Consider the following 12,516-nt stretch of genomic DNA (forward strand, 5'->3'; position numbering starts at 1 on the left):
TCCTTCTGCGGTTGGGGCATAGACTTATCCGGAAATGCTCGAACGTCCTTTACGCGGCTTCCAAACAGCCCATATCATGCTTTGATATAAACGAAAGGGAATTGCCGTGGGTGACAGTTCGAAGACAGCTAACAAAAAGAAAGACAAAAAAGACGAAGCGAAGCCGATCGACAAGCCAATCAAGCTGAAAATTGACGGTGTAGGGCGTTCGTTTGACATAAATGATCCGAAACTGCCGAAATGGATCGACGATAATGCGCTGCAGTCAGGTGGATATCCCTACCCATCCAAGATGAAGTCGGACGAATATGAAGAAACGCTGGAGCGGCTTCAGATCGAACTCGTCAAACTTCAATACTGGCTTCAGGATACAGGCGGTCGAGTCATCAGTGTTTTCGAAGGCCGCGACGCGGCTGGTAAAGGCGGGACAATCTTTACTATCCGTGAGTTCATGAACCCCAGAACCGCGCGGAACGTTGCTTTGCCGAAGCCCACCGAAACCGAACAGGGTCAATGGTATTTCCAGCGTTATGTCGCGCATTTTCCAACTGCCGGCGAGTTCGTTACGTTTGACCGATCATGGTACAACCGGGCTGGTGTGGAACGGGTGATGGGTTTTTGTACCCCGGCGCAGCTTGAAACCTTCCTGACTGAAACACCCGATTTCGAGCGCATGATCGTTACGGACGGTATTCATCTCTTCAAATTCTGGCTGGATATCGGTCAGGAAATGCAGCTCAAGCGCTTTCATGAACGTCGCCATAGTCCGCTCAAGAACTGGAAGTTCTCGCCGATGGATGTGGCGGGAATCTCCCGCTGGAATGATTACTCCGACGCACTACACACCATGCTTGAACGGACCGATACAGGTTACGCATCCTGGACGATCATTCGGTCGAATGACAAGCGACGCGCCAGATTAGCTGCAATCCGGCGCATCCTTTTGACGCTGCCCTATGAAGGAAGAGACCTTCAGGCAATTGGAGCCGAGGATCAATCGATCATCGGACGCGGCTCTACATTCCTCACCTCGTCTTCTGCGGAAATGTAGAACAGGCTTGGCTGGTGCGGTGTCTTTTCCCACAGATGAGGCACACGCATCAGCTGCCATAAGGCGCGCCACGCGGAGATTGAAATCAACACCCAGTATACCGGGATTGAAAACAGATAAGCATATCCTCCCAGTTCCGTTGGCTCCATTGTTCTTGCACCCAGAAGATAGAAGCTAAGATAGGCCAGCAGAATATTCGTTACATCAATCCCCAACAGCCAGACGCCATGGGTTGTCAAAGGCCCGAATAACATGCTGGTCAGCAAGATCGCGAACATGGCCAACATGAGCGGATGCAGAAGCGCTGAACTGATTATACCTAGCGTGTAGATCTGATTGACAGAAAACCGGAACCAGCCAAGTTCACGCCATGTGTTGTGCGGCTGGCGTCCATGAACGAGCCATGTCTGCATCCAGCCTTTGAGCCAGCGTGTTCGCTGTTTGCGCCAGATATCATAGTTTACGGGTGCGCCCTCAATCGTTCCGCGCGTGATGACGCCGATGTGATAACCGAACCGGGCGAGCCTCACCCCGAGATCGGCATCCTCCGTGACATTGTAGGCATCCCAGCCGCCAACTTCTTCCAGACAAGATCGCCGAAAATGATTGGAAGTACCGCCGAGAGGAATGACAAGCCCCCGCGAAGCGAGCCAAGGCAACAAACCGCGGAAAAGCGCTGCATATTCAAATGCAAACATTCGTGTCAGCAGGTTGTGGCGGAAGTTCCCGATAATCAGCGGTGCCTGCACACAGGCCAGCTTGTCGCCTTCAGCCTGAAAAGTCTGCCATGCTTCCAGCAGCTGGTCAGGGTGTGGACGGTCTTCAGCATCGAAGACCGCTACAATCTCGCCTCGCGCAAATTGCAATGCATAATTCAGTGCCTTCGGCTTCGTCTTGGGTCCGCCAGACGGCACGAGAACCAATTCGAAATTCAACGGCAGCCGTTCACGGCGTATCGCCGATACTGTATCGAAATCATCCTTCTCGCAAACAAGCTTGATATCGAGTTTGCTGGCGGGCCAATTCAGCCGTTTCAAGCTCGTAATGAGCTGACCGATCACTTCCTGCTCCCGATATAACGGGACCAGGACTGAATAGTTCGGTAAGTCACGCGGATTGCATTTCCTGATTTCGAGAAACTTCAACCGGCGTCCCGAAACAGCCGCGAACAAACGGATCATCACGCATCCGAAGAAGAATACCGACAACGCCACATGAAGCACCAGAAGCGTCATCGTCGGCCAGTTAAACACGCAGGCAAAGAACGCATAGATTGCCATGGCAATGATAAATGCCTGTGGCGTATCCAGAACGCGCGCTGCTGAAAACGACTGCGGCGTCATTTCATGAGCCCGCGCAATCAGATCCTTCTGATGTCGTTGCCGCATGATCTGTTTCAAAAGTGTCGGCGTACAGATCCGAATTCGGCTCTTCAATTGCGGTGTCGCAAGAATATGATCTCGAAGTTTTCGGATACGATTTTCGGACGGAGCAATGTAGAGATAACTATTTCCGTCTGCGCCGAGCACCATAACCTGTCCGACATCGATGAAAGCCGATGGCTTTTCCTCCCCCGATACGAAAATGCGCGACGGTAAAGCCTCGTTTGTGAATTCCAATCCCAGAAGATCAGCGATAGCTGCATAAATGGCCGATTCCGCAACATCTCCTCGCTGAATCAATTCCACACAAAAAGATGTTCCATGGTGAGTAGCCGTACTATACGCCCCCAACAACGCATATCTAGACACGCCACATTGTTCCAATCTGGCTGATATGGCACTGCATATCTCCAGATCGAACGCAATCGATCCATTACTCATAGCACCCCCGCACTACTGAATACCTATATTTATTTATTTTATGCTTTAATAATTCAATTCTTTACTATTTTACCATTTACTTCATTAGGTATTTATTTCGGTAAAATTTGCAATCGGAAGGTAATATACTGAAAATGAATTGCAACCTTTATTTTTATTGAACCTTCGTTGAATATTGCTCGTCACTCGATAACTCAGTTAACGCGAAATTATAGAGAAAAAGGCAAAAGCGGGTCATGAAACGCTACCTTCCAAGACTGCTCGTCGCGTTGGCATTCACGTGTGGCGCCCATGGTGCCTGGGCCTCAGACGCACAGCCAGAGGCTCCATCTTTCATCAACCAGAAAGAACGCCTGCCGTTACCGTCCTTGCAGGCGCTCAATCGGTTGAGGTTCATCACAACCGTTGACTTTCCCCCGTTCAACATGCTTGGCGATCAGGGACAGCTGTCCGGCTACAATGTCGACCTAGCCAAAGCCCTTTGTCGTCAATTGGGTGTTGACGACGTCTGTCAGATTGAAGCTGTGCCGTGGAATGAGCTTGAGGAACGACTGCTTAGCGGACAAGCAGAAGCCATCATAGCCGGATGGAAACCAACCGATGAGAATCGTGGTCAATTTGCTTTCTCGCGGTCCTATATGCGATTGCCTGCGCGATTTGCGACGACCAACGCAGGCGCATTTAATGACGATGCAATTACGGCCACAAAAGGTAAAAGCGTTGGCGTTATTGCGGGATCGGCCCACGAGCAACTGCTAAAAAGCTATTTTCCTCAAGCGGTCGCCAAACCGTACCCTGACGCATCCATCATGCTCGCTGACCTCAAGAGCGGTAAGGTCAGCGCGGTGTTCCACGACGGCATGTCACTTTCAGTGTGGCTGAATAGTCCTGAAGGCCATGCTTGCTGCAGCTTTACAGCCGGCGCTTACCTCGCACCGCAATATCTTGGCTCCGGTCTCAGCATTGCGGTCGCACAGAAGAACGCTCCCCTTGCCAGTGCCTTCAACAATGCTCTTCAGGCCTTGCAGCAGAAAGGCACGCTAACGGAGCTTTATCTGCGCTATTTCCCCAACAGCTTTTATTGAGCCTAACTCAAGACGGATGGAATCGATAAAACTGGGATGCCCTTTGCGTGCCATTTTGACGCAGAGAAGGGCCGTCACTAAACGAATTTTCAGATATTCTTGAAATTTCCGATATAACGATACTTACAGTAAAAAAGTAAAAATATTTCATATCAAATATATAGCTCAACAAAATCGCGTCCGAAGCGTGATAACTATACAACTTGCACCGCGAATTGCGCCGCTTATAGCAGAATAAGATCAATAAATACATGCATTTATTTTGACTTGAACAAATCACCCTCTCATCAATAATCAAGTTGAGGGAGAAGGAGGATTTATACAATGTTCGATGGCGTTCCTGCCCAATGGCACAAGACTCCGGAACAAACAAAGCGCTCGCCCAATGAGGCCGCCTATGTGTTTCTCGGTATCATGCTTGCAGCGCTTAGCGTACCAGCGACTTTTCTGGGCTGGGCAATCGTTCAGAGTATCGCATCGCTGTTTTAGAACACGCACACCCTTTGGTTCGAGGGATATGTCGCAACGAAATGCGAATACAGTCTGATAAGCATGAGCATTAACTGATGTAAAAAAGCCCCGCCTATCGGCGGGGCTTTTGTGTGAAGTTCGAAACGGACTAGATATCTGTCTGCCCATTCGGGCCAGTCGTTTCATTCACATCTTCATCCTCTGGCCGCTTCGGCGGCTTGCGCGCTATCAGACTATAGAACATCGGAATGAAGAACGTTGCGATGAACGTTGCAGCCAGCATACCGCCGATGACACCCGTACCGATCGAGTGACGGCTTGCCGAACCGGCACCCGTACTGATCGCGAGCGGCACTACACCGAGAATGAAGGCCAGCGAAGTCATCACGATCGGACGGAAGCGCAGGCGGGCCGCCGACGCTGCCGCCTCTATCGCGGACTTGCCTGTCTCTCGCTCGAGTACCGCGAATTCCACGATCAGAATCGCGTTCTTCGCCGCCAGACCTATGAGTGTCACCAGACCAATCTGGAAATACACGTCATTGGTCAACCCGCGCAGATCGGTCGCCAGCAGCGCACCGAAGATAGCAAACGGCACTGCGGTAATAACGGCAAGCGGCAGGCTCCAGCGCTCGTATTGCGCCGCAAGGATCAGGAACACCATGACGAGACCGAAGATCATCGCCTGCGTGCCTGTGCCGCTTGTGGTTACTTCCTGATAGGCCGAGCCCGTCCATGCAATCTGGTAGCCCTGCGGAAGAACCTCCGCAGCCACTTCCTGCATTGCCTTGATGGAATCGCCAGAGGTGAAACCTGGTGCCGGATTACCGGTGATCTTCGCTGCATTGAAGGCGTTGAAGCGTTCAAGCTGATCCGGGCCAACAATACGTTTGACGGTCACAAGAGCATCAAGCGGGATCATGCTGCCGGAATTGGCCCGCACGAAGACATGCTTGAGATCGCTTGGATCACGACGGAACTCAGCCTCCGACTGCAGGTTGACCTGATAGTTGCGGCCAAACAGCGTAAAGTCGTTGACGTAGAGACTGCCGAACGTTGCCTGCATTGCAGTGAATACAGAGTTGATCGGCACACCCATAGCCTTCGCCTTTTCGCGATCAAGCTGGATGTCATATTGCGGAACGTTCGGATCGAACGTCGTGCGCACGCCCTGCAGTTCCGGTCGCTTGGCCGCAGCCTCGGTGATGAGTTTGGTCGCACGCGTCAGCGATTCGACACCACCTCCGGTACGATCCTGAACATAGAGTTCAAAGCCACCGGTCGTGCTGAGGCCCATGATCGGAGGCGGGTTGAATGCCAGCACAAGCCCGTCCTTGATGCCCGAATTCATGGCCATGATGGCACCGGGAAGATTGCGGGCATCGGTTTCAGGTGTCGTGCGTTCCTTCCAGTCCTTGAGCATGATGAACATCGTGCCCGCACTGGTTTTCAGACCGCCCGACAGAAGATCGAAGCCGGATACCGCGAAGACGCTTTCCACAGCCGGGCTTTTCCGGATATTCGCGCTCGCCTGATCAAGAACCGCCGTTGTGCGCTCCAACGAGGCCGCAGGAGGCAGGACAGCAACGCTGAACAGGTAGCCCTGATCTTCGTCAGGTAACAGCGATCCCGGAACCCGTTCAAAAAGATAGTATGTAGCACCAAGAAGGCCTGCAAAAATGATCAGACCGATTGCAGCGCGCTTCAAAAAGAAGCGAACGCCACGAGAGTAACCGTCCGTCACCCGCTCGAAGAAGCGGTTGAAGATGCGGAACGGCAGCATCGGCTCGTGATGACCCGGCTTGAGGATCAACGCGCAGAGCGCCGGTGTCAGTGTCAATGCCACAAGACCAGACAACGTCACCGAAATCGCGATAGTGACGGCGAACTGCTTGTACATTTCACCGACAAGACCGCCCATGAAGGCAACCGGAATGAACACGGCGCAAAGCACGAGAACAATCGCAACAACCGGCCCCGTCACTTCACCCATGGCCTTGATGGCGGCCTTGCGCGGCGACAGCTTATCGGTCGTCATGATACGTTCGACGTTTTCCAGAACCACGATAGCGTCGTCGACCACGATACCGATTGCCAGCACCAGACCGAACAGCGTCAGGAGGTTGATGGAGAAGCCGAGCACATACATGCCCGCAAAAGTGCCAATGATCGAGATCGGCACTGCGATGATTGGAATGAGCGTCGCGCGCCAGTTCTGCAGGAAGATGAACACCACCAGCACGACGAGAATGATCGCCTCGATGAAGGTGTGTATCACTTCCTCGATGGAGACCTTGATGAACTTCGTCGTATCGAACGGGATCGAGTAATCGATACCCGCCGGGAAGCTCGCCTTCAACTCGTTCATACGGTTCTGAATGAGTTCCATCGTGTTGAGCGCATTCGCGCCCGGCTGCAGATAGATTGCAATCGGAACTGCAGACGTACCATTAAGATTACTGTCGACGAGATAACTTTCCGTGCCTAGCTCGACGCGCGCAACGTCCTTCAGACGCAGCGTTGCGGCGTTAGAGCTGGAACGAAGGATAATGTTCTCGAATGCAGCGGCATCCGGCAGACGCCCCTGCGTGGTCGCCGTATAGGTGAACGGCCCGGCCTGCGGATCGGGCTGATCGCCGAAACGACCGGCTGCGAACTGTGCGTTCTGTTCCTGGATAGCCGTCGAGACATCGCTAGGGGTCAGATTATACTGCGCCAGCTTGTCTGGACGCAGCCAGATACGCATCGAATAGTCAATATTGCCGAGCAGCTGCACGTCGCCCACGCCCGACAGACGCTTGAGATCGTCGACCACGTTCAGCAGCGCGTAGTTACCGACGTAGGTGCGGTCATAACGATCGCTGTCGGAGAACATGGCGACCATGCCCAGAATCGTGGTGGAACGCTTGTCCACCGTGACGCCGAGACGCTGAACCTCCTGCGGAAGCGACGAGGTTGCACGCTGTACGCGGTTGTTGACGTTGATGGTGGCCTGATCGGGGTCGGTGCCCAGAGCGAAGGTCACGGTCAACTGCATCGTACCGCTACCAAGGCTCGAGGACTGCATATAGAGCATGTTCTCGACGCCATTGATCTGCTGTTCCAATGGCGCAGCAACAGTCTGCGCCACCGTTTCGGCACTTGCGCCGGGATAGGTTGCACTGACGACCACCTGTGGCGGCGTCAGTTCGGGGTACTGCGCAATCGGCAGGATCCGGATGCAGATCAGGCCAGCCAGCACGAGCACAATGGAAATGACCGCCGCGAAAACGGGGCGGTCGACGAAAAATCTATTCATTGCTTGTCTGCCGCCTGTTCTTTGCCAGCTTCAGCACCCGCCTTGTCAGGCGATGTCTGATTGCTTGCTTCAGTAGCTGCGTCGACCGGATTCACGGGCTTACCCGGGGCTGCCTTGACGAGACCTTCGCTTATAACCCGTTCGCCTGCATTGAGACCTTCGGAAACAAGCCACGCGTCACTCAGTTCACGCGACACCGTGATCGGTCGCACTTCGACAACATTGTCCTTGTTGACCACGTACACAAACTGCGTTTGCGGACCCTGGAGCAATGCGGCCTTCGGGATCGTGATTGCATCCTTGACCTGAATACCGAGGATCACCGCACGGACGAACTGACCAGGGATCAGGCGGCGATTAGGGTTCTCAACGACTGCACGGGCGCCAAGAGTGCCTGTTTCCGTATCGAGCGACGATGAGGTGAAGTCGATCGTACCTTCATGATCATAAGCCTGTCCGTCACCAAACAGGACCTTGATCTTGAGGCGATCGGCATCTTCACCCGTTGCACCGCGTTCTGCGCGCAAACGGTCGATTTCGGCAGCTTCCGTATCGGTGAAGGAGAAATTCACGTACACCGGATCGAGCTGGGTAATCGAAGTCAGAAGACTGGAGGATGCATCAGTACCGATGAGGCTGCCCTCATTGACCTGTTCCTGACTGGTAATGCCGCTGATGGGCGCGGTGACCTTCGTATAGCTCAGATTGAGTTCTGCGGTGCGAAGCTGTGCCTTGGCTGCAGCAACCGCCGCCTTGTTCAGGTCGCGCGTCGCAAAAGCGGAATCACGAACTGCCGTGCTCTGCACCTTCTGCTGGACGAGTTGTTCTGCGCGCTCGGCATCCCGAATGGATTGCTGATACTGCGCTTCGGCCTGCGCTACCTGAGCCTGAGCCTTTTCAAGCTCGGCCTCATACGGTGCAGGGTCTATTTCGAACAACACGTCGCCCGCTTTGACTTCCGTACCTTCGATGAAATTGCGGTGAAGCAATATTCCGCCCACGCGCGCTCGGACCTGAACATCGCGATAGGCGCTGATACGCGCCGCATATTCATAGGTAACAGGTACATCATGCGGCTTGACCACCGTAACGGATACCTGTGGCGGAGGCGGTGTAGCCCCCCCGGGTGCCTGCGCCAGAACGGGTTGCCCCGCAAAGACAAGAAATGCGGCCCCTGCCGCAAAAAGCCGAATGGAACGGTTCAAAGTCATGATGGGAGTGCCCTTGCTGTCGCGCGGTGCTGCCAATTTAACATACACGAGTGTTTGTAAATACGGACTACCGTGTTATAGTCAATCACCTAATATTACAGATCACGAATGAGTTATCCAGATTCAGTGGCAAACTGGGCCACTAGCCTGCATCTACCTGAGAGAAGTCATGCGAAGAACGAAAGCCGAGGCAGCCGAGACCCGGGAAGCCATTCTGGTGGCCGCCGAGCAGGTTTTCCTCGAACGTGGTGTCAACCAATCTACACTGATGGAAATCGCATGTCATGCCGGAGTAACGCGTGGTGCGATTTATTTCCACTTCCACGACAAGCTTGAAATCGCGCGCACAATCATAGGTAATGTCCGCTTCCCGCAAGAAGAAATCATGTTGCAGGCAGCGGCCGTTAATCACCCCAATCCAATGCATGTTCTGGAACAATCGATTATCCAGGCGCTGCATCTTTTTTCGAACGATGTACGCCAGCAGAACATTTTCATTATCATCAACCAGCGATGCGAATTCGTCGGCGAGATGGCCCCACTGGAAGACAGACTCAGGGAAGCGCGATCTAATGTCCTCTCATTGCTCGCAGGATTGCTCGACGTGGCGGCAAGACGCGGGGAGCTTTCAAAGGAATGGACTGCTGATACGGCAGCACTGATCCTGCTTTCCATGTTGAGCGGGCTCCTCAATGAATGGTTGCGCGGCGACCGAAACTACGATCTCGTCACCTATGGCGGCAAGGCAATCTCGATACTCATTCGATCTCTGCGAAATCAGGAATTCGAAGCTCATCAGACGCAAGATTACACATAATTGCGATATGCCCCGCCCATCGGACCTGCTATTTTCTCCCGTGGTTTCTTTCAACCTATTGTGATTGCTGAACTTAAAAATTGGGGAAGACGCTCGACTCCTTTATAATTTACGCTTACGTCAATGTAACTCTTGCGAAGAGAGTAAAACTCGACCACATTTATGGTGAGGAGGCTGTCCGGGCGGGCAGCTTGGGAGACGGCGGGCGCACAGGCTGCCCAACTTAGGACGGAGCAATCCGGGGAGAAGACATGGCGAAAAAAACGACTGGGCAAAGTGCATCCGTAGTTGAATCCGTCGCAGCAGATACAGCCAAGAAAGGCGCGTTGAAGCAGGAAAAAATCTGGCTCAAATCGTATCCGGTCGGCGTTCCGCACGAAATCGATCTGAGCAATACCTCGTCTATTGGCGATATGATTCTGGCGTCCTGTCGGCAGTTCCCCGACAATCCCGCCTTTACCTGCATGGGTAAGGATCTCTCTTTCAAGAAGCTGGACGAATACTCTCGCGCCCTCGCAGCATTTCTCCAATCGCGTGGCCTCGTCAAAGGTGATCGCGTCGCAGTGATGATGCCAAACATCCTGCATTATCCAATTGCGTTTACGGCTATTCTCCGCGCCGGTTTCGTGGTGGTGAACGTCAATCCGCTTTATACGCCGCGCGAGCTGGAACACCAGCTGAACGACTCCGGCGCCAAAGCATTGATTGTTCTGGAGAACTTCGCATCGACGGTGGAGAAGACCCTTAACTCCGTCAATGTTCCCAATATCATTGTCGCTTCAATGGGCGACATGCATGGCTTCAAGGGCCACATCATCAATTTCGTCGTGCGCCGCGTGAAGAAAATGGTCCCTGTGTGGAACATCCCGGGCCATATCCGTTTCAAGGATGCATTGGCTCAAGGCCGTGCCCAATCCTTCAACCCCATTCCGGTTCAAGGTTCTGACCTTGCTTTCCTGCAATATACAGGCGGTACGACGGGCGTCTCGAAAGGCGCCATGCTCACCCATAGCAATATTCTTGCGAATGTGGAGCAGATGCATGTCTGGATGGAGGTTGCTTTCCGCAACAAAGGCAAGCCCAAGGCCCTGAATTTCGTATGCGCCCTGCCGCTTTACCATATTTTCGCGCTCACGGTGAATGCGATGATCGGCATTAAGCTTGGTGCACGAAATATCCTCATTCCCAATCCACGCGATATTTCCGGCTTCGTCAAAGAGCTGAAGAAATACCCGTTCCATATCTTCCCGGGCCTCAACACCTTGTTCAACGGCCTCATGAACAACCCTGATTTCCAGACGCTGGATTTCAAACCTCTTATTCTCACTCTCGGCGGCGGAATGGCTGTGCAACGTCCTGTTGCCGAACGCTGGCAGAAAATGACTGGTTGCCACGTCACTGAAGGGTATGGCCTTTCGGAGACCTCGCCCGTCGCCTGCGCCAACGCGCTTGATGCGACCGAGTTCTCCGGCACTATCGGCCTGCCCATGCCATCGACTGATGTGGCAATCCGTGACGATGACGGAAATGACCTGGCACTCGGAGAGGTCGGGGAAATCTGCGTGCGCGGACCACAGGTGATGTCGGGCTATTGGGAACGTCCCGATGAAACCAAACGCGCGATCATGCCGGATGGTTTCTTCCGCACGGGCGACATGGGCTTCATGGACGAACGCGGTTACACCAAGATCGTCGACCGCAAGAAGGACATGATCCTGGTTTCCGGCTTCAATGTCTATCCAAACGAAATTGAAGAAGTTGCCGCCGGTCACCCCGGCATCGTGGAAACGGCTGCCGTTGGCATACCGAACGAACATTCGGGCGAAGTCGTCAAATTGTTCGTTGTCCGTAGCGACCTCAACCTGACCGAAGACGAAGTCAAAGCCTATTGTGCCGAACGTCTCACCAACTACAAGCGTCCGCGCGAAGTCGAGTTCCGCGAAAGCCTGCCAAAGAGCAATGTCGGTAAGATTTTGCGTCGCGAACTTCGCGACTGAGAACGTTGAAGTTTACAAACAAATACGGCCGGACATTTCATCCGGCCGTATTTGTTTCAGACTGAATCATGCTGAGGGCGGCACCAGAGGCTGAACGATCTCCTGGAAAGGTGCCAGCGCTTCGCATCGAGCTGCCAGACCAGCCAATGCCGGATGTTTCTGCTCATCAAAGAGGCTTGGATGCGCCTCGCGCAGAAAGCGAAGCGCACAAGCCGCCGCGATATCGGTATGTCCGATATCATCTCCAAACCAGTATGATGATTTCCGTTCCGCAAGATCACTTTCCAGAACATCCAGCACCCGCGCGATCTGTGTCTCGCAGCGTTCCACCCAAACGCTTGATTTTTCGCTTCGCAGCAAACCTTCATAGAGAAGGCTCACGGCCTTATCGGCAAGACCGGTAGAAAGCGCACATATCTTCAAAGCCTGACGGCGCTCGATACCTTTTTGCGCCACCAACGGAGGCTTGCCGACCGCGATCTCATCGAGATAATCGAGTATCGCCGCGCTTTCGATCACGACGTCGCCATCGTCGAGGACAAGCGTCGGCACGCGGCTCAGCGGATTGAACTCCGCAATCCTGTCCCGGTCACCGAATGTCGACCATGGTTCATGCTCGAATGGCAGGCCGTAAAGCCGCATGGCGATAGCGACACGCCGCACAAAAGGGGAATCATACTGGCCGATCAGGATCATGGACATAGCTCGGGAACGTTGAACGTTCCGTCATGCTACTCCACACCGATCACACCGCAAGAGCATT

The 12,516-nt window shown here is 53.5% G+C and carries 9 protein-coding genes; 5 read left to right on the forward strand and 4 right to left on the reverse strand.

Annotated elements, in window-relative coordinates:
- Window positions 1–106: 106 nt before the first annotated feature.
- Window positions 107–1,051 carry a polyphosphate kinase 2 gene (gene ppk2, locus AC1RHM_RS16455; RefSeq protein ID WP_492332602.1) on the forward strand — a complete coding sequence of 315 codons (945 nt, stop codon included), beginning with the start codon at window positions 107–109 and terminating at the stop codon, window positions 1,049–1,051.
- Here the strand turns inward: ppk2 and AC1RHM_RS16460 are convergent.
- Entirely contained in the window at window positions 994–2,874 is a 1,881-nt protein-coding gene (locus tag AC1RHM_RS16460; RefSeq protein WP_192798583.1) for a glycosyltransferase family 2 protein, read from the reverse strand. The two genes, ppk2 and AC1RHM_RS16460, sit on opposite strands and share 58 nt — an antisense overlap.
- A gap of 236 nt (window positions 2,875–3,110) precedes the next feature.
- Between AC1RHM_RS16460 and AC1RHM_RS16465 the strand changes: the two genes are divergently transcribed.
- Together AC1RHM_RS16465 and AC1RHM_RS16470 are read left to right on the forward strand one after the other, a co-directional pair.
- Complete coding sequence (locus AC1RHM_RS16465; RefSeq protein WP_010658200.1) at window positions 3,111–3,959, forward strand: transporter substrate-binding domain-containing protein; 849 nt, start codon at window positions 3,111–3,113, stop codon at window positions 3,957–3,959.
- 324 nt (window positions 3,960–4,283) lie between these two features.
- Entirely contained in the window at window positions 4,284–4,448 is a 165-nt protein-coding gene (locus AC1RHM_RS16470) for a hypothetical protein (protein ID WP_006466025.1), read from the forward strand.
- A 130-nt stretch (window positions 4,449–4,578) separates the two neighbouring features.
- Here AC1RHM_RS16470 and bepE read toward each other — a convergent pair whose 3' ends face one another.
- Together bepE and AC1RHM_RS16480 are read right to left on the reverse strand one after the other, a co-directional pair.
- Window positions 4,579–7,728, reverse strand: a complete 3,150-nt coding sequence (bepE, locus tag AC1RHM_RS16475; RefSeq protein ID WP_010658199.1) for a multidrug efflux RND transporter permease subunit BepE — start codon at window positions 7,726–7,728, stop codon at window positions 4,579–4,581.
- On the reverse strand, window positions 7,725–8,939 hold the full coding sequence (locus AC1RHM_RS16480) for an efflux RND transporter periplasmic adaptor subunit (RefSeq protein ID WP_010658198.1): 1,215 nt from the start codon (window positions 8,937–8,939) through the stop codon (window positions 7,725–7,727). The genes bepE and AC1RHM_RS16480 overlap by 4 nt, the downstream gene beginning before the upstream one ends.
- Window positions 8,940–9,108: 169 nt before the next feature.
- Between AC1RHM_RS16480 and AC1RHM_RS16485 the strand changes: the two genes are divergently transcribed.
- Together AC1RHM_RS16485 and AC1RHM_RS16490 are read left to right on the forward strand one after the other, a co-directional pair.
- A complete protein-coding gene (locus tag AC1RHM_RS16485) occupies window positions 9,109–9,756 on the forward strand; it encodes a TetR family transcriptional regulator (protein ID WP_010658197.1) in 648 nt (215 codons plus the stop codon).
- A gap of 251 nt (window positions 9,757–10,007) precedes the next feature.
- Complete coding sequence (locus AC1RHM_RS16490) at window positions 10,008–11,753, forward strand: long-chain fatty acid--CoA ligase (RefSeq protein WP_010658196.1); 1,746 nt, start codon at window positions 10,008–10,010, stop codon at window positions 11,751–11,753.
- A 66-nt stretch (window positions 11,754–11,819) separates the two neighbouring features.
- Here the strand turns inward: AC1RHM_RS16490 and AC1RHM_RS16495 are convergent, their stop codons facing one another.
- Window positions 11,820–12,449, reverse strand: coding sequence for a glutathione S-transferase family protein (locus AC1RHM_RS16495; RefSeq protein ID WP_029375880.1), 630 nt, complete (start codon window positions 12,447–12,449; stop codon window positions 11,820–11,822).
- Window positions 12,450–12,516: the final 67 nt, after the last annotated feature.

This window comes from Brucella sp. GW823-FHT04E01 (assembly GCF_058796175.1).

What these genes read in the sequence shown, in the direction of transcription:
- AC1RHM_RS16470 (WP_006466025.1), top strand. Translation starts at nt 4,284, where the DNA reads ATGTTCGATGGCGTTCCTGCCCAATGGCACAAGACTCCGGAACAAACA.
- AC1RHM_RS16465 (WP_010658200.1), top strand. Translation starts at nt 3,111, where the DNA reads ATGAAACGCTACCTTCCAAGACTGCTCGTCGCGTTGGCATTCACGTGT.
- AC1RHM_RS16495 (WP_029375880.1), bottom strand. Translation starts at nt 12,449, where the DNA reads ATGATCCTGATCGGCCAGTATGATTCCCCTTTTGTGCGGCGTGTCGCT.
- AC1RHM_RS16490 (WP_010658196.1), top strand. Translation starts at nt 10,008, where the DNA reads ATGGCGAAAAAAACGACTGGGCAAAGTGCATCCGTAGTTGAATCCGTC.
- AC1RHM_RS16480 (WP_010658198.1), bottom strand. Translation starts at nt 8,939, where the DNA reads ATGACTTTGAACCGTTCCATTCGGCTTTTTGCGGCAGGGGCCGCATTT.
- AC1RHM_RS16460 (WP_192798583.1), bottom strand. Translation starts at nt 2,874, where the DNA reads ATGAGTAATGGATCGATTGCGTTCGATCTGGAGATATGCAGTGCCATA.
- bepE (WP_010658199.1), bottom strand. Translation starts at nt 7,728, where the DNA reads ATGAATAGATTTTTCGTCGACCGCCCCGTTTTCGCGGCGGTCATTTCC.
- AC1RHM_RS16485 (WP_010658197.1), top strand. Translation starts at nt 9,109, where the DNA reads ATGCGAAGAACGAAAGCCGAGGCAGCCGAGACCCGGGAAGCCATTCTG.